This window comes from Zwartia lucis (assembly GCF_965234455.1).
Taxonomy (GTDB): domain Bacteria; phylum Pseudomonadota; class Gammaproteobacteria; order Burkholderiales; family Burkholderiaceae_B; genus Zwartia; species Zwartia lucis.
Window position 1 is genome coordinate 1 of sequence record NZ_OZ248474.1, and the last position, 23,726, is coordinate 23,726.

The following is a 23,726-nucleotide window of genomic DNA, read 5'->3' on the forward strand; positions in this document are numbered from 1 at the left end:
CCTGAGAATCAAGAAGTTCCTGGGCAACAGCGAGAATGCCGTCAAGACGCAAATTTGGTGCGCCGTGTCGACTTACGTGCTGATTGCCATCGTCAAGAAGGAACTTCAAATTAATGCCTCGTTATACACATTGCTACAGATATTATCGGTGTCGGTATTTGAGAAAACTGAGCTTTCAAGCGCCTTTCAGGGCGATGCACTCACATCTGATTTACTCGACTCCGCTAACCAATTGAATTTATTCGGAAATTAACCGGACACTACTGATTTTGGATATATGACAATACATAACAATTCAGTATCAGTTCGTTTTGACGTACTGTGTGACTTTATCTCGCGTGCTTTTGTCTCAGTGGGCTTACCTGAGCAAGATTCCAAAAAAATCGCGCGTTTAATGGCAAGCGCCGATCTGCAGGGATCTGATGGTCACGGCGTGATTCGTTTGCCGCAGTACGTCAAGCGGATATTGGCAGGTGGCATTAATAAGCATCCTAAGATTGAAGCCCATTCCATGGCGCCGGCTGTTGCGGTGGTCGACGGAGACAATGGCATGGGGCACTTAGTTGTCTCGTATGCCGTTGAGTTGGCGATTGAAAAAGCACGTACCCAGGGCGTTGCTTGGGTTGGCACACGGCGCAGTAATCATGCGGGTCCAGCGTCTCTCTATGCCACCATGCCAGTTAAACACGACATGATTGGCCTGTATTTTGCGGTAGGCAATGCAAACCACCTACCCCCATGGGGTGGTATGGATATGCTGTTGTCAACGAATCCCATTTCAGCTGGCATCCCTGCTGGCAAAGAAAACCCCATTGTGCTGGATATGGCTACGACAGTGGCCGCCTATGGCAAAGTCAAAGCAAAAGCCAAAGCCGGACAAATGATGCCGGAGGGCTGGATGATAGACCGGCAAGGCAAGCCTTTGCTCGATCCAGCCCGCTCTGAAGAAGGTTTTTTATTACCAATTGGTGGTTACAAGGGCTACGGATTGGCCTTGATAGTCGGTATTCTGGCGGGCACCTTGCAAGGTGCCGCAATGGGTAAGGACGTAATTGACTTCAACAAAGACCATGTCACGCCAACGAATACCGGTCAGAGTATTTTGGTGTTGAATCTTGCCGCCTTTGGCGGTGTAGACCTATTTAAAGGGGCGATCGATACCCTGATTCGTGACATCAAGGGCTCACAGAGACTGCCAGATGTTGATCGAATCTGGTTGCCTGGTGAACAGAGCCACGCTCGACGGATGGATTACGCAGAGCATGGCATTCCGATTGCAGCTGGTGTGGTAAAGGAACTTGGCTTGCTATCGCGCGACCTGGGAATACCTGGTTTGATTGATTAATTGATTTCAACGTTATCTGGAGAAGGCAATGAGGGTATTAAAAAAGATTGCATTGTTTGCACAAGCCGCTTTGTTAACAGTGGCTTCCTGGGGCGTGATGGCGCAAGCAAATTATCCTGATAAGCCTATCCGCATGATTATCCCGTTGGCGACGGGCAGTGCCGTGGATAACGCTTTGCGTTTGGTTGCGCAAAATATGGCAACTAGCATGGGGCAGCCGATTGTGATTGAAAACGTTACGGGTTCCTCGGGTTTGATCGGTGCAGATCGCATGCTAAAAATGCCCGCTGACGGCTATACGATTGGCGGAGTCAATGACAGCGTACTGACTATGGTTCCTCATATCAATCCCAACACGACCTTCAACACATTAAAGGATTTTGCCCCGATTTCTTTGATCGGGACGATCGAATGGGGCGTGGTTGTTAAGGCGGACTCGCAATTCAAAACCCTTGAAGACTTAGTCAAGTTTGCTAAAGAAAATCCCGAGAAGTTAACGTTTGGGTCGGGCGGAGTCGGGAGTCCCCAGCACCTCGCAATGGCCCTGTTGATGCAGCGCGCGGGCGTCAAGCTTGTTCACATTCCCTATAAGGGTGCGACCCAGGCTGCAGTCGGCGCCGCAGCCGGAGAGGTCGATGTATCCTTTCAGGGTTTGGGTACAGTTGCCGCGTTGATTAATGGCGGCAAGTTACGGCTGTTAGCGTTATCGACCCCTAAGCCTCTGACTCAGTTTGCGGGTGTTCCAACAATGGATCAGTCAGCATTTCCAGGATTTTTCTTTAACTCTTGGGCTGCCATGGTCGCTCCCGCAAAAACGCCTAAGGCAATCATTGAAAAGCTCTCCGCCGAAGCCCGCAAGGCGATGGATAATGCCGACACGCGAGATCGTTTTGCGAAGCTCGGCATCACCATTCGTGGCACAACGCCAGCAGAGTTTGAAGAAGCTTTAAAGAAGCAGTATGAGCTATACGGTAAAGTCATTAAAGACAACAACATCAAAGCTGAGTAAATAAGGGTGTAAAGAAATGGCCGAAACTTTAAAACACGCAGTGCTTCGCCCCGATCAAATCAAAAGTCATGATCGGGGTGGTGGCGCCAAGACTATTCCTTTGGTGACCGCAGCTACCGGCGCAAAAGCTTTTATAAATGGAATTACAGAGTTCGGACCGGGTGCTGAAATTCCATTTCACAGCCATAACTGTGAAGAGAGTGTCATTTTGCTTGAAGGTGAGGCCTTTCTGGATATCGCGGGCGAGGTCCATGAGGTCAAAGCCCATGACACCACATGGATACCCCCGAATGTCTCTCACAGGTTTCGCAATAAGTCGACCACCCTGGGTATGAAAATACTCTGGACCTACGCTTCACCGATGGCAACGCGGACATTGACAGAAAGTGGCGAGACCCGCTATATCGCAGCTGAACACAATAAGTGAGTGACAACGTCAGGGCATCCGCCCTTGACCGTTCGGGCACTCAAATCAAGCAACTGCTGCCCAAGATATCGGGCAATCGCACGCATACCGTACAACCCAGCTGCAGCTTCAGCGTCGCTGTTGTAGTTGGTATTAGTATTGACATCGTAGGTGTAGACCTCACCTGCCTCATCAACAATAAACTCAATGCCGGCGATCCCTATCCCGTTTTCGGAGATGAAACGCTGATAACGCTGGATGATGGGGTGGTCAAAACCCTCGATGATCTGAAAGCGCGGTGCAGGCGCTTCGGGAGCTGTTTCGCCCACCGGACAAAAAGCATCACCGATCTGGCAGACATCCGCTGGACAGAGTTCAAACCCTAGCGAGGTATCTACTCTCACGGCATAAAGGAACTTGCCGCCTACGAACTCGACGCGCGTAATGAAAGGCTGCGGTGCGCGAATGTATTGCTGGATCAACGTGATGCCGTCGACGGAGGGCTCGAACTGCACGCTGTTTACATACTCTTGGAGGGCATCGATATGATGGAAAAGTTTTACGCCCAGCCCTTTGCCTGCGCGATTATGTTTGGTGATGAATGAGCCTGTCATCTGGCGGGCGGCTTCGATGATGTGCTGCTTGCCGACGGCAGCGATAGTGCGAGGGGTCTTGACCCCGTCATTCTGCAAAGCAACATACTGTGCGACCTTGCTAATTTCAAGCTGCAGGGCGCGACTGTTGTTCACAACGCGCCGACCGTGTGCCTCAAGCCAGGAGAGCACTGCTGCCGTGTATTCGGGCGCGAAGCGGTGATCGCGCGTGTGCGATGAAGCACTCATCCGGTTGTAGAAAACGCCCTCAGGTGGAGGCACAGACAAATCTAGTTTGCCTTCGTCCAGAAACCACTCCTCGAAAGGTAACTCCAGCTCCCGAAAAGCTGCTTGCAAAGGCTCCACCCAAGCGGAGTTCTCATGAATGACATAAATTTTCGACATATCTCATCTTTACGATGCCGGCTATACAAATGCTGTCCGGAACGGCATATCCGGACAATTCAACAGCTTAATAAAAACGCATTAAAACCAAAACTATATTTTTACAATTTCTTTATAACCAATCAGTCTAACAATGCACATACGACCGTTATCAATGCATACCGAGCACATTGTTTACATGCCAACAAAATTAGGTATAGTTAATGTTCCTATTTTCTTTTTGACTTATATATGAATAAGCTATTTAGATCTTTTTTATTGGGGACCCTCACTGCCTTATATTTTGGGGCTTCTTATGCAGAGCCTTCTATGCAGCCATTCTATGAGGCGGTTGGAAAAATCATTCCTAATGGCAAGCTAGGGCAAGTCATCAAGCAAGAAAAGATCAGCACACCAATTAAAGGTGCGCAAGCATGGCGTATTGCCTATATTTCGTCCGATATTGCAGAGCGCCCAACGATTTCAACAGGTTTGCTTGTAGCGCCGGTGGGTCCAGCCCCCATAGAGGGACGTCCTGTACTAGCATGGGCGCATGGCACAACAGGCACAGCGCAAAATTGTGGACCGTCCCAAGTGACCAATCCTGCTGTTCCATTGAATCAGTACTTCTTAGTAGGGGGTAATTCGTGGACGGATTATGGCATTCCAAACTTAGAGGAGTTTATTAAAGAGGGCTATGTTGTTGTAGCAACTGACTACCAAGGGTTGGGCGGCGGCGGTAAGCATCAATATGCAGTAGCTGGAACCAACGGTCGCGATTTAATTAACTCAGCGCGTGCGGCAATTTCCATAAAAGATACTGGGGCCAGTAAGCGCACTATTTTCTATGGTTGGTCGCAAGGTGGCGGAGCAACAATTGCCGCTGCCAGCTCAGGGGACTACTTAAATAAGAAGGGTACTGTGACCGATGATTTACAGGTGCTAGGATTTGTTGCCATGGCCCCTGAAGATGCCGCGGTGATGATCCAGAATGGCACCAAGGATCAGGCGTCTGCCGATAAAGCCATTAATGGACTTATTCAGTTATTTTCCGACAATGTATTTAATTTCTCCCATTTTGCAATGACTATGTGGGGGACTCAAGCGGCCTATCCCAATCTGAAGCTCAGTGATCTATTCACAGATCAAGGTTCCAATGTTATTGATCAAGTGTTCTCGAACAAATGTATGCATGTGGTTTCAGATACCCTCAATTACACCTACGGCAATCAGTTCAAAACACTTATAAGTGATAAGCCAACCAATACGATGGCTTGGGTAAAAGCCCTCATTGATGGCAGCGTCTTACCCGTTAAGCCGGTTGCGCCGGTAGTGATCTATTGGGGCACGAAAGATACCGCGGTGCCTCCAATCATGCACGAACTTTATCAAAAACAAATGTGTGGCATGGGTGGCAATATCGAGCGCATTCAATTGCCTGGGGAGCAAACGCATTTCTCAACTCCTGGGGTTTCTGCTCCGATGTACCTTAAATGGGTAAAGGATCGTATTGCTGGCAAGCCCGTACTAAACGGTTGCCCTAAAGGCTAGAAATAGAGTCAGACATCCTAGGCCCTGGACGTTTCCGCCTCGGGCCACCACTGAATATAAGCTTTTTAAAACCTCCTGCTGGAAAATTATATCTACGCATACTTCTAATCTACTGCTTTGAACCCTCAGTAAGTCGACGTCCTAGTGAAACAGCATAGGGGGCTGTTCTAGCAGGCAACATCGGGTCAGCCGCTCCCTCAATCCCTGGGGGCATTCTGTTTGGATCGAAGGTAACATTTAAACAGGGGCCACCAGCGTCGGCTGAAACCGAAACAATTTTAAGGACGCCTAATGTCAGTTTTTTGCGTCCCTCAGGAAGAGGGATGGTCGCGTTAGTGAGGATATCGCCAGGTTCAGCTAGCTCAAGATTGAAATTAAAAGCCGCATTACCACTCAGGACACGCTGACGTAAATCATCAAACAGAAAATTAGGGCCTTTTGTTTTTGCTTCTTCTTCGGTCAAAGTTCGTACTCCACCGACAGGCTCGAAAATCCATTTACCCCACACCTTTTCTTTTTTTTCATTAGAGAAGCCAAATCCATGCACGCCCCAATAATTTGTTGACACGTAGCTGGCAGGAACAGGTTGGGAAGCATAATATTTCCCTTGAAGCAGTACTTCAGGATTTGCCTCCACAAAAGCCTTAACTTTTGCTTGATCTACAACTTTCGTATGCGGATCGGGCTGCAAGGACTGCAACCGACCAAACAACTGTTCTGGAGTGGAGGACCCAAATACGGGCGCTGAAATATTACCCATTTGCCAAACCTCGTTGTTAGGCAAATTGAATTGCAGCGCTAAATTGCGTTGTGTTTTGGTGTTATCGCCAGCCTTTGGGTTTGCGCCACCCACAGAAAAACGCACGATGACGGGGATGGAGCTACCACTAAATGCTGATGAACTTGAAATTTGTCGACCCGCAGCGCTGCCGACAAACTCCCCCATCGCACAAACTCCCTTAGCCCCAGAGCGACGAAAACCCTCAAACTTTCCGCTGGTTGCCTCAAACTGATCAACCATTTTGCTGGGATCAGGATTAGCGTGGGCTATGGTTATAAAAGTAACGCTCGGCAGCAAACAAACTAAATACGTAAAAAAATATTTTGAAGTTTTCATATAAATAGGCTCATAATTATGGCTGACGATTTAATCGTACTATCAATCTAAGCCGGATGTATAGATTTCCATTTTTGAGCCACAAAACACATAAGAATTTCTTTGTCATTGTTTATTGCTCTGTAATTTTTATAATAAATACATTTCAAAATAAACTTAATTTTTCTACCTAACTTTGTAAGATCAAAATATGACTACCGATAAAGACAAAGTAGAAAACGTTGAGGGTAGCTCACGCAACACCGTTGTAGAAAACATTCGGGTTGAGTCGCCTGATGACTGGGTGCGAGAAACAAAACCTGTTTATTGGGATGCTTCAAAAAACGCCTGGATTTTGACCCGCCACACTGATATTGGCCTCGTACTGAGAGACTCTCGTTTTGCTGTAGAAGCCCCCTTTGGTAACAATGCGGGTCAGGATGCTGCCGGTGGGCTCATGGCAGAGATACTTCAGGGATGGCTTGTTTTTAAAAATCCTCCAGAGCACACAAGATTGCGTCAGGTTCTACAAGGCGCTTTTATGTCGCGACCGATTGAAATGATGCGACCTAGTATTCTGGCGATTGCAAATGAAGCTTTGGACAAGATTGGTACGCGCAGTGCCGTTGATCTGATTGAGGAGTTTGCAGTACCGGTTCCGGCGACGGTGATTAGCGACTTGTGCGGAGCTAAACGTGAGCATGCACACAAAATATTACGCTGGGCCGTTGAGCTACCCAAAGCAGTGCTCGAAGGGCAAAAAGAAAAGTCACAGAAAGAGCTCGCCGACTGTGTGGAGTTTTTTCGTCAGCTTGTACATGAACAGAGAGTAAACCCTGGTTCAAACATAACCTCCGTGATGATAAAGGGCGGCAAAAGTGCTGACCCTTTTACAGATGATGAAATTATTGCAACGTTGGTTTTGATATTAATTGCAGGTCACGAGACGACTGCCATCACGCTTGCCAATGGCATTTATGCACTGCTTCGAAATCCAGAGCAGCTTGCGTTGTTGGAACAAAACAAAAAACTTATACCTGTCGCAGTAGAGGAATTTATGAGGTTTGACGGACCCGTTTCAAACCTCATTCGCATTGCCCATGAAAATGTAGAAATCGGTGGGCAGCAGATTAAAAAATTTGATCGATTGCAACTCAGCATCTACGCGTCCGGTCATGACCCTGAAGTTTTTAAGCATACGGATTTTGACATTACAAGACAGAAAAATCATCACATGGCCTTCGGGAAAGGAATTCACTTGTGTCTAGGCGCTCCCTTGGCCAGGCTCATGTCATCCGTTGCACTGGAAGCTCTTCTTGACCGATATAAAAATTTGCAACTTCAACCAGACGCTTTCGCCTGGAATGAGGCTGATAATCCAAGACGTAAAAAATGCTTACCCGTCTTGATGACAAAAAGGTAAAGAATGTAAGCCACACGGCGCTAATTCCTTCATGCCTTTTATCAAAATGACTGCTGCATTTGTGCCTGATTTTAATAACGCAGAGCAACTTTTAGGGAATCAGGCTCAAAAAGAGATACGCTGCGAATACCACTAAATGCACTGCACCTTGAAGTATCGTTGCACGACCTACCGCGATCGTTAGGATGCTAAGTAAAAAAGTCAGTCCTAAAAAGGTCATACCTAATGCATCGATACCTAAGCTTATGGGCAAATCGAACACGACCGAAACGAAGGCAACGGCTGGAATCGTGAGCCCAATACTTGCTAGCGCCGAGCCGATAGAGAGGTTTAAGCTGGTTTGTAGGCGATTATTAAATCCAGCGCGTGTTGCGGCGACGCCCTCGGGAAGCAAGACCAGCAAAGCGATTGCAATTCCCACGACTGCGCGTGGCGCACCCATTTCCTCGATTGCGAACTCAATAGACGGGCTTAAGGCTTTGGCAAGGAGAACCACTAAGATGAGCGAAATCAGCAATAGAATGCCGCTGACGAGTGTTTTTGCATTCGAGGGTGTTGGGATATGACTGATGGGATTTGCAGATCCGGCTTCGCTTTGTTGTAGAAAATAATCGCGATGTCGAATCGTTTGTACGAAGACAAAGATACTATACAGTACTAAAGACATCGCACCGGCAAATATCAATTGACTGTCTGAAAAGGTAGGACCTAATGTCGTTGTTGTAAAGTTAGGCATCACTAGGGTCATAACTGCCAGTGCAATCAAGACAGTCAAGCTCGAATTGCTGCCTTCAATGCGAAACGATAAAACGCGGTGCCGTAAGCCACCTAAAAATATCGATATCCCAATAATCCCGTTCATGACAATCATGATCGTGGCAAAAACAGCATCGCGTGCGATTAATGCACCGTCTTCACCTGCCGACAACATAATTGAAACAATTAAAGCGACCTCAATAATTGTGACGCATAACGCTAAGACAAGCGTACCAAAAGGTTCGCCTGTTTTATGCGCAATCACTTCGGCCTGATGGACCGCATTGATGACAGCAGCGATCAATAGCACTGCAACTAAGAGGATTTGCCAAAGAGACTCAGGATATGGGAGCATGGTGAAAGGTTGCGTCTCGATTGAATTTAGTCCGGATGAAAATAATGCGGGAACTGTTAATTAATCAGCACTGAGGGCGAAGGCGGGATAGAACCCGGCACTTTGCTTAGCGTGAGAATCTCAGAAAGCAAGACGAGCACTTCGCGTGATCTACTTGTTCGCTCGGCCGGAATTGAGTATGTGTTGCCACGATAGAAAACCTTAGCGACTGGGAGTATCCAGGGATTGTTTTTAACCACATCAAATAATGGTAACGACGACTCATCGTCGTTTAAATCATTGACCATGCCTGGCTTGGTCACAAAAAAATCAGAATTTTTAACTTTGATTATTTTAGGGTTGGGTTGAAGCTGTAATGAAACAATGCTGCCTAAAAAAGCGTAAATATTTCTTGGTGAACGCAGCTTGATGACAAGGGTGTGTTTCTCGCTGTTCGTCGCCCCAGGCTTAGAGAGATCACCAATTAAATTGTGTGGAATATCTGAATTTTTGTAATGTGGATTACAAAACGCAGAGTCATTAAACTGATTTTCTAGCGCTACCTCTCTTTTATTTTTAATTAAACACATTCTTGTGACGGGCGTGATACGAACGAACTCATACAAACGTGTCTTATTGCGTTTGTCATTCACAGGCACCAGTCTGACATTCGGGATGGTATAAAAAGGTGTCACTTTATCTAGATTTTGCGAAACAAAATTAAGATTTATTGGCCCGGACAAGACCTCTCTCTGTGTCACCACTTCAGTTTTGAGACCGCTATCGATCAAACGATAAAGAATGCGCTGAAACTCAGCATATTTTGGACTCGCTGGATCATTCTCCCAATGATGGATCACATTATCGTCACCATCACGGATCTGCACGTTTTCGATTACCAAGGAATACAGAACAGACTTTGGACCTGCGCTGTTATTAGTCAGACTGTTGATGTCCTCTGGCTTTAGATCAGTCAAAAATGACTGCATGAAAGACTGATTATCGAGAGATGATTGCGTGAAATTAAAGCTGTTGTTGACTCCAAAACCAACACTCGGAGCGTAGTATGATCCGGCATTCGCGGCAGCAGACGAAAAAAATCCACCTATGCTCGCTGGATTAGCACTCATTATGTTGCTCGAAACCCCTACCGATGAAGCAATCGTACCCGAACCAACGACCGTAGGCATGTCTAAAAACGTCATTGGTAACTGTTCGGATGCCCTGATGACATTGATCAGAATATTATCGTTGGCATAGCCCTCTAACACTTCGCGATAAGACGACGACATCGCCTGAAAGGAAGTTGATCCCGTCATACCGCAACCAGTCAATAACGCAGACAAAAATGTTACAGAGCAAACTGCCTTAATCGAATGATAGTTTCGCTGGATCAAGTTCATCAGAGTGCCTAAAGTTTAAGAATGACGAGACGTCTTTTACAGACGATATTAAAACCCATAATCAATGGCTGATTTCGCCAAATTTTAATCGTCACCCAAGGGATTCTACCTAGCCCCGAGATTGATCTTTTCTTTTAGCATCAGCGGCAGAAGCAAAATAATCTTAACGTATTAAATATAACAATACTTAGCCCAATGATTGACGCTATTTCTGCTCAGACGCTCAGTCACCCAGATCTGGAGAAGTTTATGAAACTTATACAACGCGCAACGCTCGTCATGGCCGGTGTTCTGACCCTTGGTCTAGCCACTACTGCATATTCACAAACCGTGATGCGCAACAGTATCTCTGTCGCACAAAACTCGCATCAGGGTGTGGGGATTGATGTGCTCGCCCAAGAAGTAGAAAAAGGCACAAAAGGCCGCATCATTATTAAAAACTTTTATTCAGGTAGCCTAGGTGGTGAAAGGGAAAGCATTGAGTCTGTGCAGTTAGGCACGCAGGAACTCACGGGCACAAGCACTGGACCAGTGCCAAATTTTGTGCCTGCCGTTCGTATTTTAGATATCCCATTTTTATTCCGTGACAAAGCCCATGCACGCGCTGTCCTAGACGGCCCCATTGGTCAGGCAATGCTCAAAGAGTTTGATAGTAAAGGCTTCAAAGCACTGGCATGGTCTGAAAATGGTGTGCGACACATGACCAATAGCAAGAGACCCGTGAACGGACCCGATGACTTAAAAGGTCTAAAGATGCGTACCATGGAAAACCCCGTCCATGTGGCGGCATACAAGGGTTTTGGGATCATCACAACTCCAATGGCTTTCCCTGAGGTTTTTACCGCCTTGCAACAAGGTGTTGTGGATGGTCAAGAGAACCCACTTTCAGTCATTATGGCGGCAAAGTTTGACCAAGTACAAAAGCACATGACCTTGACAGGTCACGTCTACAGTCCCGCCATTTTTCTAATGAACAAAGCAGCCTTTGACAAGTTGTCACCCGCTGATCAAAAAGTATTCTTAGATGCGGCCAAGGTTGCGTCACAAGCTCAACGCGCCCGCGTTGATCAAGATGATGCCAATGGTGTAGCTGAGCTACGCAAGAAAGGCATGTTAGTCGTCGAAAATGTCGACAAAGCTCCCTTTGTCGCAAAACTTAAACCGGTGAATGCTCAGTTTGAAAAAGAATTTGGCAAAGATAAGATCGACGCCATCCGTAATTACAAGTAATTGAGAGTGATCTGACATGGGCGTAGCGCGCAAGTGCTACGCCCATTCTTTCTGGATTCAGAATGAAACAGTTTTTGTTTACGTTAGAAAATCTGACCACCCGTTTCTCAACCCTAGTGGCCTGTTTAATGATGGCGCTCGCCGCTACGCTTGGTATGTTTCAAGTCATCATGCGGTTTGTGCTGGAAATACCTGCTGAATGGACAGAGGTTCTCATTCGCTTCAGTCTGATCTGGATGGTCTTTATGGGGATTCCCTATGCCTTTAGAGCCGGGGCGATGGTCAGCGTTGATGTACTGGCACACTGGGTCGGCCCACTCGGTAAGCGCATTCTTTCATTTTGTACTTGCGTCGCGGCACTCATATTGGTGGTCACCATCATTTGGTGGGGCTGGGACTATGCGACACGTGGACGCATGCAAAGCGTGATTGGTCTCGAGGGGGTCACTATGTTTTGGGCTTATTTAGCCCTCCCCGTTGGTGGACTCTTCTGTATCCCCGCGATTGTGGCGCAGTTTTTTGATCCTCAAAATAGTGAACTGGAGGCTGCACAATGAGCATCACCATGCTGATTACGATGATGCTGTGCTTTACGCTCACTATTTCGGTCGCGGTATCGATCGGACTCGCTGCAATTTTAGGTATTCAAATCGCCAATATCAATATGTTGATTTCAGTCAAAGAGATGTTTAACTCTTTGAACAAGTTTCCTTTGGCAGCGATTCCATTTTTTATTTTGGCCGGTAATCTTATGGAGACCGGGGGCATCTCGAGACGGCTCGTAGAGTTCGCCAAAAGCATTGTCGGGGGCGTACAAGGCGGCTTGCCGATGACCTGCGTGCTGACCTGCATGATTTTTGCCGCTGTGTCGGGTTCGAGCGTAGCCACAACCTTTGCGATCGGAGCCATTTTGATTCCCGCTTTGATCAAACATGGTTATCCGACAAACTACGCGGCGGCTCTGCAAGCCACCAGCGCAGAGTTAGGTGTCATTATTCCTCCTTCTATCCCATTGATTTTGTACGGTGTGGCAGCAGAGGTATCGATCGGTGAGTTGTTTATCGCAGGGTTTGGGCCTGGCATCTTTATCGGTGCATCACTGATGCTCTTTGTCCACCTTTACTGTAGATGGAAGGGCTGGGGAAAGAACGACGGTGAAGGTCGACTCAGTGTGGGACGTGCGACTGTTCAAGCTGCCTGGGCCTTATTCATGCCGGTCATCATCTTGGGTGGCATATATGGTGGTGTATTTACACCCACTGAAGCAGCTGCGGTCGCTGTCTTTTATGCGTTATTCGTAGGCATGTTGGTGTATGGCGAAATCAAACCACGTCATTTATTCCCAATTCTTAAGAAGTCTGTCGTGTCGAGTGCAGTGATCATGTTCATCATCGCAAACGCAGGCTTATTCGCATTTTTATTAACACGCGCAGGTGTCCCGACTGAAATTGGCAACTGGCTCAATAAGGTACTTGAGTCGCCCGCCATGTTTTTACTAGGCGTCAATCTCGCCTTGTTTGTGATCGGCATGTTTATTGAAACAAGCGCGGCGATCCTTGTTTTGGCACCCATCTTGGTACCAGTCGCGATTCACTTTGGTATCGACCCTGTCCACTTTGGTCTGATCATGGTCATCAACCTAGCCATGGGCATGATCACTCCTCCTTTCGGAGTCAACTTATTCGCAGCATGTACCATCGCACGTATTTCTCTCGATCAAATCGTGAGCCGACTGCTTCCGTTTATTGTCGTGATATTTTGTTGTCTGATGGTGGTCACTTATGTGCCCTCCATATCACTTACCTTGAGGGATTTGGTTTACAAGTGAATCCGGTTGATTGCCAAGGTGGCCAAGCCGTCGCATCAATTCGGCGGTAGCGCCATCGGCCATCATGTCACGCTCGCTCGAGCGGCTGCATAAGACTCTCTTTCGACCACATTGAGATCGTTAAAAAAGGGAGTCTGTGTAATGCAGCAACCCTACCATCTCAGTGTTCCTATAAATTTTTAAACCCGCTGAGGCGAGTTTTTTATTTACACGTTTAAATGAGAGAATGTCATACAAGTATTCACATCCGTTAGCAGATGAGCACGCACTTGTTAATGCTTAAAACCTTCAACCTCTAATTCTTGAGATTCATCATGAGTATGATTCAAAAAATTTTTTCTATACTTATCGCTCTGTACTCAGCTGCAAGCTTTGCAAATAGCTCTATCGTTTATTTCAATGGCGATATCCTCACTATGCAAGGAGATCGCCCTGAATATGTCGAGGCTCTTGTCATTCAAGATGACAAGATCATGTATGCCGGAAATAAAAGCCAAGCACTGATAGAGGCGGGTCCTCAGCCGACGGTGCACGATCTACATGGGCAGACTTTAATGCCAGGCTTTATAGATAGCTGGGGACATTTTGCGCTCATTGCGCAAAATACCTTGGGAGTAAACCTAGGCTACTTTGCTGATAATCCTCCTCAAACTAAAGACCAAGCCATTCAGAAATTACTTTCCGAGGGAAAGCCCTTTAATGGGTGGATTTTAAGTTCTGGATATTCTGAGGCTATGCTTTCTGACGGAGGTCTCTCTTTAGCGGACTTAGATAAAGCCTTTCCAGAGAAACCTCTTCTCATTCAAAATATTTCTACCCTCACCGGCCAAGTCAATACTGCTGGGCTAAAGAAACTGGGGATCACCCCTTCAACAAAAGTCGTCTCAGGCTTTATACCTATAGACCCCAAAACGGGAAAGCTCACTGGCGAGCTGATTGGTATGCCCTTTATGGATGCAGTGGTTCGTGCTGTTGGCCAGTACTCTCAAAACATTACCTTTGAGACATACCGCAAAGCTGAGCGCATTTACCTTTCTAATGGTTTTACGACTGCACAGAGTTATGAGGCGACCGCTGACGACATCAATACGATGCGCAAAGCGGTACAGGAAAAGGTCATTTCTCTTGATCTGATCGCGCTACCAACTTATGACGTGGTTGATACCTTACTTAAAACGAACCCTAATTATGAGTTCGGAACTTATAGTGCTCAGGATAGAGGCTTTAAGGTCGCCGGAATCATGGTCCCGACTGATGGTGCTCCTCAATTACGTCTAGCGTACTTCACCCAACCCTATTTGGATGCAGGCAGCTTTGGCAAAGATTGGCGTGGGTTTCCATACAATACTCAAGATCTCGTGGATCGCTATGCAAAACTGGCTTATGAAAAAAATATCCAGTACTTTGGGTACAGCAATGGTGATGCAGGCATTGATATGACGCTGGCTGCCATCAGCAAAGCAATCAAGGAAACTGGCATCACTGAAAATAGAAGGACAGTCATTTCACACTCATTCTTTGCACGCGAGAATCAACTTACACAATATCGAGATCAAAATATTATTGCCATCACGTTGCCCAATCATATCTGGCTGTATGGCGATGTGTATCTAAAAATTCTTGGCGAAGAAAGAGCCAATAACCTGAGCCCTTTACGTTCTGCTGAAAAGCTTGGAGTCAAAACTGGGATTCACAATGACACGCCCTCTTCGGGTCCAAATGTTTTATTTTCTGTTTGGAGTGCTGTTAATCGCAAAACCTTTGCTGGCAAAACTCTCGGCGAAGAACAAAAAATCAGTGCATATCAAGCACTTCAGGGCTTCACCGTCAATGCCGCGTATCAATATAAAGAAGAACGCAATAAAGGCGCTCTCGCTAAAGGGATGCTGGCGGATTTAGTGATTTTGGATCGCAATCCTTTAAAAGTCATTCCAGACGATATTAAAAACATTCAAGTTCTACAAACTATTAAGCATGGAAAACGCGTGTACGACAGCAAAATCAAATAAATATCAAGGCAAGCTTTTTTATTGATGGATTTAAGTATCTAGCCTGATTACACTAAGCGCTGCACTGCAACAATGCCATTCAATTTAGGAGTTCACGCATGCGATTCAAAATCTGGTTTGTCATCCTGTCTTTTCTTGGCACTACTGTGGCGCAAGCCTGCACGTCAATCGTGTTGAACAGCACCGACAGTGGCCGTGTCTATGCGCGGACTATGGAGTTCGGCATTCCCTTAAAGTCGGCAGTGCTCATTACACCAAGGGGTTATGCTTTTAAAGGTGTCGGTATTGATGGTGCGCCAGGATCAGGGAAAAACTGGACCTCTAAATACGCTGTCATTGGTGCAAATGCTTTTGGTCTACCTCTTTATGTAGACGGTCTCAATGAGATGGGTCTCGCTGGCGGACTGCTTAACGCACCCAATACCGCTCAATATCAAAATCCTACTCAAGACCAATCCGCCAATAGCATCGCTTCGCAACAGTTACTGATTTATGCGTTGACGAATTTTGCGAATGTCGCCGAAGTCAAAGACGCCCTACCGAAAATGTTTGTGAATAGCTCGCCACTCAAAGAATGGGGGGGCGTTGCAAAGGCACGCATGACCTTGCATGACAGCACGGGGGGAAGTCTGGTGGTTGAATATCTGGATGGCAAACTCGTCATGACAGATAACGTGATTGGCACGATGACCAATGACCCCGCATTCTCCTGGCACTTACAAAACATCGGCAATTATGCAAACCTCAGCGGCACAGACAAAAAGCCGATGGCGTTCAATGGGAAAAATTTTATGGCGGCAAGCTCAGGAAACGGTCTGCATGGTTTGCCCGGAAGTTTTTTAAGTCCTGACCGTTTTATTCGCGCCTCCATGTTGGTGATGAATACTCCGCCTGCAATCACTGACATGCAAGAGCGCAGAGCTTGGCATATCATGAACAACTTTGATATCCCCTATGGCGCGATTCATCTGGATAGTTCGAGTGGCTATGGCGGTGGGGTGAATTCATACGAATACACCGAATGGACCGTCGTTGTGAATCTCAAGACAAAAATGTATAACATCCGCTCCTTTGAAAGTCCTGGTGTATTGACTGTTGGTTTTACAGATACCGACATGAACAGCAAAAGTCTGCGGTCAATACCTCTGCTCAAATAAATCATGACTCAGTAAAGCCTAGATGATTCAATCCTTTGGCATTTTTATTTTGATGTAGTTTTCGGAATGTTTTTTATGGAAATTAAGGTCAACTTTCTCGATAAGCTACGTATTGAAGCCAAGTTTGATGAATTTACGGTGATTGCCGACCAACCCATCCGCTACAAGGGGGATGGGTCGGCTCCGGGGCCCTTCGATTACTTTCTTGCCTCATCGGCCTTATGCGCCGCTTATTTTGTAAAACTGTATTGCGATACTCGCAAGATCTCTACAGAAAATATTCGTCTCTCACAAAATAATATTGTTGATCCAGAAAATCGTTATCAACAAATTTTCAAAATTCAAGTGGAGTTGCCTGAAGAAATCTCTGCCCATGACCGTCAAGGCATCATTCGTTCGATTGAACGCTGCACGGTTAAAAAAGTAGTACAGGCTGGGCCAGAGTTTGTGATCGAACTCGTCAACAATCTCGACGCTGATGCGCAGTCTTTGCTGACACTCAAGTCAGACGACACTTCAAGCACCTTGATCGCAGGCAAAGACCTTCCGCTGGAACAAACGATTGCCAACATGTCAGGCTTGCTTGCTAACCTGGGTATCAAAATTGAAATTGCTTCTTGGCGCAATCTCATTCCAAACGTCTGGTCCTTGCATATCCGCGATGCGCACTCCCCCATGTGTTTTACTAATGGAAAAGGTGCAACAAAAGAAAGCGCGCTGGCCTCAGCCCTGGGTGAGTATATTGAGCGTCTCAGTAACAACCACTTTTATGCTGGAGCCTTTTGGGGTGAAGACCTTGCCAACGCATCGTTTGTTCATTACCCGAATGAGCGCTGGTTTAAACCCGGAAAGACTGATGCGCTGCCCGCTGAAATTCTTGATGCATACTGCTTGGAAATTTATAATTCCGATGGAGAATTACGTGGCTCGCATTTAATTGACACTAATTCCGGCAACGTGCAGCGCGGTATCTGTTCGCTGCCCTATGTACGTCAATCGGATGGACAGACCGTTTTTTTTCCATCCAACTTGATTGAAAACCTCTTTGTCAGCAATGGCATGAGTGCAGGCAATACGTTGGCCGAAGCCCAAGTCCAATGCCTCTCGGAAATTTTCGAACGCGCAGTCAAGCGTGAAATACTAGAAAGCGAGATTGCCTTGCCAGACGTTCCTCTAGAGGTGCTTGCAAAATATCCGGGCATCATGGAGGGTATTCGGGCACTTGAAGAGCAAGGCTATCCGGTATTGATCAAGGACGCCTCACTAGGTGGGATCTATCCTGTGATGTGCGTGACCTTGATGAACCCCCGCACAGGTGGTGTGTTTGCATCCTTTGGCGCGCATCCAAGCTTGGAGATCGCTCTGGAGCGGAGCTTGACAGAGTTGCTACAAGGTCGCAGCCTAGAGGGCTTGAACGATTTACCTCCGCCCACTTTTGCCAGCGACGTCGTCACTGAACCCAATAATTTTGTTGAGCACTTTATCGACTCTAGTGGCATTGTGTCTTGGCGTTTTTTTAGTGCAAAGTCAACATACGAATTTGTCGAATGGGATTTCTCTGGACAGGGTGAGTACTCCAATACCGAGGAAGCATCCGCTCTTTTTAGCATCCTCGAGGCAATGGGCAAAGAAGTCTATACGGCATCCTACGATCAGCTGGGCGCTATTGCCTGCCGGATTTTGGTGCCGGGTTATTCAGAGGTGTATCCAATTGAGGATCTTGTTTGGGATAACACCAACAAGGCGTTGTTATTCCGTGCGGATATTTTGAATCTACACAAACTCAGTGAAAAGAGTCTCCGTTCACTACTTGTGCGTCTTGAGAATAACGACTTAGATGAATACAGCGATATCGCGACGCTGATTGGCATTGAGTTTGATGAAAATACACCTTGGGGTCAACTCACTGTGCTTGAGTTGAAGCTCTTAATTCAACTCGCCTTACAGAACTTTGAACAAGCGCAAGAATTAGTGGGTGCCTTTCTGCAATATAACGACAACACCGTCGAACGTAGATTGTTTTATCAAGCACTCGATGCCGTACTAGAGATCGAAATTTCTGACGAACTCGCAGTTGAAGACTACATCGTGAATTTACGTCGTATGTTTGGCGATGTGCGAATGAATGCCGTAATGGGTTCCATGGACGGTAGTGTGAGATTCTATGGACTCACGCCGACTAGCCTAAAACTAGAAGGGCTTGACAGGCATCATCGTTTGATGGATAGCTATAGGAAATTGCATGTGGCGCGTAACAAAGCGATAACGTCTTAACCAAGAAATCAAAAAAGGGGGGACGCTCACCCGCCACGCTCAGTGCAGGTAAATGCTATTGTATGAATCGATTCTTAAAATGTGATTTCAAATGACTGAGCCAACACCACAAAAAATGATCGTTGCCATTACAGGTGCATCTGGCACAATCTATGGCATTCGATTACTGGAAGCACTCTCTAATATTGGTGTAGAAACGCATCTCATCCTGAGTGACTCCGCAAAGATCACCATGGCTATGGAGACAAACTTTACGCCCAGTTATGTTGAGTCCTTGGCCACCGAAGTTCACTCAGCCAAAAATGTTGGAGCCTCTATTGCCTCAGGATCCTTTCGAACCTTGGGGATGGTTGTTGCGCCTTGCTCTGTTCATACAATGTCAGATATTGCCTGGGGATCCACATCCAATTTGATCACCAGAGCTGCGGATGTTGCTTTAAAAGAGCGTCGCAGACTGATACTCCTTTTTAGAGAAACACCGCTTCATGCCGGGCATATCAAAACGATGGCGCAAGTCACGGAGAATGGTGCGATTGTGATGCCTCCTGTGCCAGCGCTTTATACAAACCCAAAAAGTATTGACGATATTATCAACCATACTGTTGGGCGTGTTCTTGACCTGTTTGATTTAGATAATGATCTAGTCAAGCGATGGAACGGCATAGGGAAATAGCATGCAGTTATTTGTATACTACAAATTCGTACCTCAAAACTTTCCTCACCTACATGCTGCAATCACTCAACTTCAGTTGAATATTTCAACTCATTTTCCCGGATTGAAATATCGATTAACAAAGCGACCGACCTTGGATGATCAAGGTCGCGAGACTTGGATGGAGCAGTATGATTTATTTGATGAAATGCTCGATCCGCTGATGCTCCAACTCAATGAGGAAATAGCAAAGATTGGATCCGTTCCTCAAAGGGCAAATGAAGTTTTTATCGATCAGTAAATGTAAGCACATTCAATAAAATATTGTCATGATTAACTTCGTGTGAGTGCATGGATTGCCTGCATCCCACTTTCTGAGTGCCCATATTGCTTAATGAGCTTTTGCGCTTGAGCGATTTCAAATTCACTAAATAAAAAGCCAGGTGCCACAGCACAACTCACCAAACAAAACCCGTTTTCATTGAGAGGTTTTGCTGCAAACCAAGTGTTTGCTGGAATAGTCGCCTGAAGGTTCATGGACTCCATGCCAATCTGAATCGTTTGTAATGTGTTGTGCTCATCAAAATAATAAACAAGCAGATCGCAACCTAAATGATAAAACCAACTTTCATCTGACTGGATACGATGCCATGCTGAAAAATCATGGCCAGATAAAAGGTAGTAAATCGTGGTGTAGGCGCTTTTATCCTCGAGAGTGTCAAAGTCCTTAATCTTTTTATTTGATCGATGCATTTCTCTGTAAAAGCCCCCCTCTGGATGCGGCTGCAATTCAAGAGTCTCGATCAGTCTGTTTATTTCATTCATGATTTCTGTATAGATCGCATAAGATAGCTTATTGTGATGCAAAACAAGGAAGCCCGATGAGCAGCATGTTCGACGAAGCCGAGCAAGATCCGAAGCTCTCGGTTGAGGAGTTTGCGCATCTCGAAGAGCCTCTTCGAATTAGACTGCTGAATGAGCAGTATAGACATCTCAAACTCAAAGATCGCTCACTTGTGATTGTAGTCGCTGGCATCGATGGTGCAGGCAAAGGCGCTACGATCAATCTGCTCAATGAGTGGCTAGATCCAAGGCATGTTCGAACGCTCGCCTTTAGCAAGCCCTCTAGAGAAGAAAAAGCCTATCCCCCACAAAGAAGATTGTGGTTAGGTCTCCCACCCAAAGGCTCCGTGGGCATCGTGTTTGGGGCTGCTTACATGCCTCTTTTGAAGGAAATTAGTCGAAATAAAGCGAATCCAGACAAAATCGAGTCCATGACCAGGGAGATCCGAAAGTTTGAGGACACCCTCATTGCAAATGATGTGCAAATCATCAAATTATGGTTTCACCTTTCCAGAGATGCCCAACGCATTCGCACCGAACAACTCTTAGCGAATGCCTCTACCGCATGGCAAGTGGGGAAAAATGACCCTAAGGTTTTCAAGCATTTTGACCGGGTCAGACAAGCTGGTCAGCGCGTCATTGAGTCGACAGATTCTGCGCACTCACCCTGGATCATTATCCCAAGCGCTGACGACAATATGCGAATCGTCAGAACCGCACAAGCGGTCTTGAATGCATTTACTCAACGCAGTATTAAAGTGCCAGCCTCTCATGACCCGGCCGCTAGACCTCAACATACGCGAGTGCGTCATCGCATTGATCAGCTAGACTTTGAAGTCAGTGTCAACAAAGAGGACTATGAGCATGAATTGCTGCAATGGCAAAATCGTCTTGCGAATGCTGTGCGTGATAAAAGTTTTAATAAAAAATCGCTTGTTTTAGTGTTTGAAGGACAAGATGCCGCAGGTAAAGGTGGTGCGATTCGACGCGTCACCCATGCCCTAGATGCCCGGCAATACCGAAACGTATCCATTTCTGCGCCTCGCCCTTTTGAAATGGATCGGCCCTATCTTTGGCGCTTTTGGCGAAATGTACCCAGCCGCGGAAGAATCACGATTTTCGATCGCTCTTGGTATGGGCGCGTCCTAGTCGAACGCGTAGAAGGCTATGCAAAGCGCTCAGCTTGGCAGCGGGCCTTTCATGAAATCAATGAGTTCGAACAGAAACTTGTCCATCATGGCACTCTCGTATTGAAATTCTGGTTGGCGGTCACGCCAGAGGAACAATTGCTGCGTTTCAAGTCCCGTGAGCACTCACCATTTAAAAATTTCAAGATCACACCCGAGGATTGGCGCAATCGACGTCAATGGCCGGTTTACGCCAAAGCTGCCGAGGAAATGTTTGCGAAAACGGACACGCTCGAGGCGCCTTGGCATATATTGTCAGCAAATGACAAACGACATGCTAGGTTAGAGGTTATTAAACGCATCACACTTGCTGTTGAAAGCAAAGATCAGATCAAAATCTAAACGTAGCTGCGATAGCTGCACCAAACATATTCAAGTCAATATTGGTTTGATTTTGCTTGAACTGGTAATAAACATTTTTAGCAACAAGGGATACGTCACCCCAATCAAACGCACGACCAACACCTAAATAAGCTTGGCTTGTAACACTCGACGATTGGCCCGCACCTACATCAACATAAAAGGGCACAAAGTACTTCGAATTATCAAAATTGTATCGACCTTTTACTCCGACAATACCTGCTGCAAGTTGCAAGTTACTGCTCTCTGAGACGGACATGCCGAATTGAGGCAATGAAATATTCGTGCTTGCGCTTTGCCACATCACTCTGGCACCAACTAAACCATCTAATTGCAGAGCGGGCGTATTTACCATGTTGTAACTGGGGGCGAGCGTCAACATCGTCATCGTCAGGCTAGTGCTGGCAGTTAAATCTTCACGATCAACCACACGAGAAGCCGATTTACCCAAATCGCCGTACACGCCATCAAGATAAAGTCCAAAGCGACCATGCCGGGCTTCTGCCACTAACATCGCCGCCATTTTAAGATCGGACAAAACATCACCTGTCGTGAGTTTGACATGGCCTAAGCTTGTCCCATTATGAGAGACCGATCCTCTTATCCCCATACCCCAGGCATAGGGCGTCACACTGTAGCGCCACTGCTCTGACAGTGTCGGTGCTGCAGAAGTAGCAGACGATGGAGTAGGTTGCGCGCCCACCAAAGGAGCAAACAGTAAACCGCAAAGTAATGCAGCAAAGCGACTCTTCATGTGGAACCCCTCATAGATGTAGGACGCGCTAAAAATAGGCTTTCATCATACTAGATTAGACTATTATTACGCTTCCATTTTACAAATTTTCGCCTTAAATGAGCAATGTTGACAACTTTAGATTAAGATCTTCTGACAAGAATTTTCTTAAGGAGACCGTCTATGAAATCAGTCATCAAAGCCAGTATTGTCAGCTTATTTGCCTTGGCACTTTTGCCAGCGGCACATGCTGCCTGGCCAGACAAACCCATCAAACTCATCGTTCCAGCCGCCCCTGGTGGAACGACTGACATTACCGCTCGCTTATTGAGTGAAAAAATTGGCGCCGAACTTGGTACAACGGTCGTCGTAGAGAATCGTGCAGGCGCGGCTGGCATCATCGGGACACAAGCTCTTGTTCAAGCTCCGCCTGATGGATACACCATTGGCTTTGGCAATATTGGCCCCAATGGTATCAATTACAGCCTATACAAAAAACTACCCTATAAGCACACTGACTTCAGTCCCATCACCTTGGTGATTTCTGTCCCGAATGTATTGGTCGTTAATAGCAAATCGCCTTACAAGACAGTCAAAGAGCTCGTCGACGCCATTAAAAATGATCCGAAAGGCAATTACTCTTTCGCATCTTCTGGCACAGGTCAGTCACCTCACATGTCGGCGGAAATGTTCGCTCAACGCACTGGACTGAATTTAACGCACGTACCTTTCAAGGGTATGGGTCCAGCTGTCGCAGCACTTTTAGGTGGGCAGGTGACGTTTGCCATCGACAACTTGCCCAGCTCAATTGGATTTATTCGCTCTGGTCAGTTTCGTGCATTAGCCGTAACGGGTGCAGAACGATCACCACAATTGCCTGATGTTCCAACGATGGCAGAAGCAGGCATTAAAGACATGGTTGTGACCGCTTGGTTTGGTTTTGTAGCGCCTGCAGGTACACCCCCTGCGATCATTAACAAAATTCAGCAAGCCACGAAAAAAGTTTTAGCGATGCCTGACATTCAAAAGCGCTTTGCTGAAATGGGTGGTGTTCCTGGTGGTAACACACCAGCAGAGTTTGGCGCGTTTATGGATAAAGAGCGCGAAAGCTGGAGAAAAATCGTTGAGGCTGCTAAGCTACAACTAGAGTAAA

General features: G+C 46.5%; 21 protein-coding genes and 1 pseudogene. 16 read left to right on the forward strand and 6 right to left on the reverse strand.

From position 1 onward, the window contains the following. From AC8GE9_RS10640 to AC8GE9_RS10655, 4 genes and pseudogenes are all read left to right on the forward strand, one after another. A pseudogene (locus AC8GE9_RS10640) lies at positions 1-253 on the forward strand (IS4 family transposase); the annotation flags it as partial. Between the two features lie 24 nt (positions 254-277). After that, on the forward strand, positions 278-1,345 hold the full coding sequence (locus AC8GE9_RS10645; protein WP_506677150.1) for an Ldh family oxidoreductase: 1,068 nt from the start codon (positions 278-280) through the stop codon (positions 1,343-1,345). Positions 1,346-1,373: 28 nt separating this feature from the next. Continuing rightward, positions 1,374-2,354, forward strand: coding sequence for a Bug family tripartite tricarboxylate transporter substrate binding protein (locus tag AC8GE9_RS10650; RefSeq protein WP_506677151.1), 981 nt, complete (start codon positions 1,374-1,376; stop codon positions 2,352-2,354). 16 nt (positions 2,355-2,370) lie between these two features. Next, positions 2,371-2,781: a cupin domain-containing protein gene (locus AC8GE9_RS10655; RefSeq protein WP_506677152.1), complete on the forward strand. Its 411-nt coding sequence runs from the start codon at positions 2,371-2,373 to the stop codon at positions 2,779-2,781. Here the strand turns inward: AC8GE9_RS10655 and AC8GE9_RS10660 are convergent. Further along, positions 2,754-3,758, reverse strand: a complete 1,005-nt coding sequence (locus AC8GE9_RS10660; protein ID WP_506677153.1) for an ATP-grasp domain-containing protein — start codon at positions 3,756-3,758, stop codon at positions 2,754-2,756. The genes AC8GE9_RS10655 and AC8GE9_RS10660 overlap by 28 nt on opposite strands. Positions 3,759-3,989: 231 nt before the next feature. On the opposite strand from AC8GE9_RS10660, the gene AC8GE9_RS10665 reads away from it, so the two are divergent. Then, positions 3,990-5,288, forward strand: coding sequence for a lipase family protein (locus AC8GE9_RS10665; RefSeq protein WP_506677154.1), 1,299 nt, complete (start codon positions 3,990-3,992; stop codon positions 5,286-5,288). 109 nt (positions 5,289-5,397) lie between these two features. On the opposite strand, the gene AC8GE9_RS10670 is transcribed toward AC8GE9_RS10665, so the two are convergent. Further along, positions 5,398-6,405: a catalase family peroxidase gene (locus AC8GE9_RS10670; RefSeq protein ID WP_506677155.1), complete on the reverse strand. Its 1,008-nt coding sequence runs from the start codon at positions 6,403-6,405 to the stop codon at positions 5,398-5,400. Between the two features lie 190 nt (positions 6,406-6,595). Between AC8GE9_RS10670 and AC8GE9_RS10675 the strand changes: the two genes are divergently transcribed. Beyond that, a complete protein-coding gene (locus AC8GE9_RS10675; protein WP_506677156.1) occupies positions 6,596-7,807 on the forward strand; it encodes a cytochrome P450 in 1,212 nt (403 codons plus the stop codon). 91 nt (positions 7,808-7,898) lie between these two features. Here the strand turns inward: AC8GE9_RS10675 and AC8GE9_RS10680 are convergent, their stop codons facing one another. Together AC8GE9_RS10680 and AC8GE9_RS10685 are read right to left on the reverse strand one after the other, a co-directional pair. Beyond that, a complete protein-coding gene (locus AC8GE9_RS10680; protein ID WP_506677157.1) occupies positions 7,899-8,918 on the reverse strand; it encodes a calcium:cation antiporter in 1,020 nt (339 codons plus the stop codon). A 56-nt stretch (positions 8,919-8,974) separates the two neighbouring features. Beyond that, positions 8,975-10,216: a hypothetical protein gene (locus tag AC8GE9_RS10685; RefSeq protein ID WP_506677158.1), complete on the reverse strand. Its 1,242-nt coding sequence runs from the start codon at positions 10,214-10,216 to the stop codon at positions 8,975-8,977. Between the two features lie 363 nt (positions 10,217-10,579). Here AC8GE9_RS10685 and AC8GE9_RS10690 point away from each other — a divergent pair, with 363 nt between their 5' ends. The 8 genes from AC8GE9_RS10690 to AC8GE9_RS10725 all read left to right on the forward strand — a co-directional run bounded on the left by AC8GE9_RS10690 (position 10,580) and on the right by AC8GE9_RS10725 (position 19,751). After that, the gene (locus AC8GE9_RS10690; RefSeq protein WP_506677791.1) at positions 10,580-11,530 is read left to right on the forward strand and encodes a TRAP transporter substrate-binding protein; all 951 of its coding nucleotides are present in this window, start codon (positions 10,580-10,582) and stop codon (positions 11,528-11,530) included. A 62-nt stretch (positions 11,531-11,592) separates the two neighbouring features. Next, complete coding sequence (locus tag AC8GE9_RS10695; protein ID WP_506677159.1) at positions 11,593-12,087, forward strand: TRAP transporter small permease; 495 nt, start codon at positions 11,593-11,595, stop codon at positions 12,085-12,087. Further along, the gene (locus AC8GE9_RS10700) at positions 12,084-13,358 is read left to right on the forward strand and encodes a TRAP transporter large permease (protein WP_506677160.1); all 1,275 of its coding nucleotides are present in this window, start codon (positions 12,084-12,086) and stop codon (positions 13,356-13,358) included. Before AC8GE9_RS10695 ends, AC8GE9_RS10700 begins: the two co-directional genes overlap by 4 nt. Positions 13,359-13,672: 314 nt before the next feature. Further along, entirely contained in the window at positions 13,673-15,367 is a 1,695-nt protein-coding gene (locus AC8GE9_RS10705; protein WP_506677161.1) for an amidohydrolase, read from the forward strand. Positions 15,368-15,465: 98 nt separating this feature from the next. Beyond that, positions 15,466-16,524, forward strand: coding sequence for a linear amide C-N hydrolase (locus AC8GE9_RS10710; protein ID WP_506677162.1), 1,059 nt, complete (start codon positions 15,466-15,468; stop codon positions 16,522-16,524). 75 nt (positions 16,525-16,599) lie between these two features. Further along, on the forward strand, positions 16,600-18,798 hold the full coding sequence (locus tag AC8GE9_RS10715; RefSeq protein WP_506677163.1) for an OsmC domain/YcaO domain-containing protein: 2,199 nt from the start codon (positions 16,600-16,602) through the stop codon (positions 18,796-18,798). Positions 18,799-18,889: 91 nt separating this feature from the next. Beyond that, on the forward strand, positions 18,890-19,471 hold the full coding sequence (locus tag AC8GE9_RS10720; RefSeq protein WP_506677164.1) for a UbiX family flavin prenyltransferase: 582 nt from the start codon (positions 18,890-18,892) through the stop codon (positions 19,469-19,471). Between the two features lies 1 nt (position 19,472). Next, positions 19,473-19,751, forward strand: coding sequence for a DUF4936 family protein (locus tag AC8GE9_RS10725; RefSeq protein ID WP_506677165.1), 279 nt, complete (start codon positions 19,473-19,475; stop codon positions 19,749-19,751). A 32-nt stretch (positions 19,752-19,783) separates the two neighbouring features. On the opposite strand, the gene AC8GE9_RS10730 is transcribed toward AC8GE9_RS10725, so the two are convergent. After that, positions 19,784-20,275: a cupin domain-containing protein gene (locus tag AC8GE9_RS10730; RefSeq protein WP_506677166.1), complete on the reverse strand. Its 492-nt coding sequence runs from the start codon at positions 20,273-20,275 to the stop codon at positions 19,784-19,786. Positions 20,276-20,331: 56 nt separating this feature from the next. Here AC8GE9_RS10730 and pap point away from each other — a divergent pair, with 56 nt between their 5' ends. Beyond that, entirely contained in the window at positions 20,332-21,822 is a 1,491-nt protein-coding gene (gene pap / locus AC8GE9_RS10735; RefSeq protein WP_506677167.1) for a polyphosphate:AMP phosphotransferase, read from the forward strand. Here the strand turns inward: pap and AC8GE9_RS10740 are convergent. Further along, positions 21,812-22,594: a hypothetical protein gene (locus AC8GE9_RS10740; protein WP_506677168.1), complete on the reverse strand. Its 783-nt coding sequence runs from the start codon at positions 22,592-22,594 to the stop codon at positions 21,812-21,814. The two genes, pap and AC8GE9_RS10740, sit on opposite strands and share 11 nt — an antisense overlap. A gap of 162 nt (positions 22,595-22,756) precedes the next feature. Here AC8GE9_RS10740 and AC8GE9_RS10745 point away from each other — a divergent pair, with 162 nt between their 5' ends. Next, complete coding sequence (locus tag AC8GE9_RS10745; protein WP_506677169.1) at positions 22,757-23,725, forward strand: Bug family tripartite tricarboxylate transporter substrate binding protein; 969 nt, start codon at positions 22,757-22,759, stop codon at positions 23,723-23,725. Position 23,726: the final 1 nt, after the last annotated feature.

Coding starts and splice junctions, on each gene's coding strand:
- AC8GE9_RS10645 (WP_506677150.1), top strand. CDS start 278: ATGACAATACATAACAATTCAGTATCAGTTCGTTTTGACGTACTGTGT.
- AC8GE9_RS10650 (WP_506677151.1), top strand. CDS start 1,374: ATGAGGGTATTAAAAAAGATTGCATTGTTTGCACAAGCCGCTTTGTTA.
- AC8GE9_RS10655 (WP_506677152.1), top strand. CDS start 2,371: ATGGCCGAAACTTTAAAACACGCAGTGCTTCGCCCCGATCAAATCAAA.
- AC8GE9_RS10660 (WP_506677153.1), bottom strand. CDS start 3,758: ATGTCGAAAATTTATGTCATTCATGAGAACTCCGCTTGGGTGGAGCCT.
- AC8GE9_RS10665 (WP_506677154.1), top strand. CDS start 3,990: ATGAATAAGCTATTTAGATCTTTTTTATTGGGGACCCTCACTGCCTTA.
- AC8GE9_RS10670 (WP_506677155.1), bottom strand. CDS start 6,405: ATGAAAACTTCAAAATATTTTTTTACGTATTTAGTTTGTTTGCTGCCG.
- AC8GE9_RS10675 (WP_506677156.1), top strand. CDS start 6,596: ATGACTACCGATAAAGACAAAGTAGAAAACGTTGAGGGTAGCTCACGC.
- AC8GE9_RS10680 (WP_506677157.1), bottom strand. CDS start 8,918: ATGCTCCCATATCCTGAGTCTCTTTGGCAAATCCTCTTAGTTGCAGTG.
- AC8GE9_RS10685 (WP_506677158.1), bottom strand. CDS start 10,216: ATGACGGGATCAACTTCCTTTCAGGCGATGTCGTCGTCTTATCGCGAA.
- AC8GE9_RS10690 (WP_506677791.1), top strand. CDS start 10,580: ATGGCCGGTGTTCTGACCCTTGGTCTAGCCACTACTGCATATTCACAA.
- AC8GE9_RS10695 (WP_506677159.1), top strand. CDS start 11,593: ATGAAACAGTTTTTGTTTACGTTAGAAAATCTGACCACCCGTTTCTCA.
- AC8GE9_RS10700 (WP_506677160.1), top strand. CDS start 12,084: ATGAGCATCACCATGCTGATTACGATGATGCTGTGCTTTACGCTCACT.
- AC8GE9_RS10705 (WP_506677161.1), top strand. CDS start 13,673: ATGAGTATGATTCAAAAAATTTTTTCTATACTTATCGCTCTGTACTCA.
- AC8GE9_RS10710 (WP_506677162.1), top strand. CDS start 15,466: ATGCGATTCAAAATCTGGTTTGTCATCCTGTCTTTTCTTGGCACTACT.
- AC8GE9_RS10715 (WP_506677163.1), top strand. CDS start 16,600: ATGGAAATTAAGGTCAACTTTCTCGATAAGCTACGTATTGAAGCCAAG.
- AC8GE9_RS10720 (WP_506677164.1), top strand. CDS start 18,890: ATGACTGAGCCAACACCACAAAAAATGATCGTTGCCATTACAGGTGCA.
- AC8GE9_RS10725 (WP_506677165.1), top strand. CDS start 19,473: ATGCAGTTATTTGTATACTACAAATTCGTACCTCAAAACTTTCCTCAC.
- AC8GE9_RS10730 (WP_506677166.1), bottom strand. CDS start 20,275: ATGAATGAAATAAACAGACTGATCGAGACTCTTGAATTGCAGCCGCAT.
- pap (WP_506677167.1), top strand. CDS start 20,332: ATGAGCAGCATGTTCGACGAAGCCGAGCAAGATCCGAAGCTCTCGGTT.
- AC8GE9_RS10740 (WP_506677168.1), bottom strand. CDS start 22,594: ATGAAGAGTCGCTTTGCTGCATTACTTTGCGGTTTACTGTTTGCTCCT.
- AC8GE9_RS10745 (WP_506677169.1), top strand. CDS start 22,757: ATGAAATCAGTCATCAAAGCCAGTATTGTCAGCTTATTTGCCTTGGCA.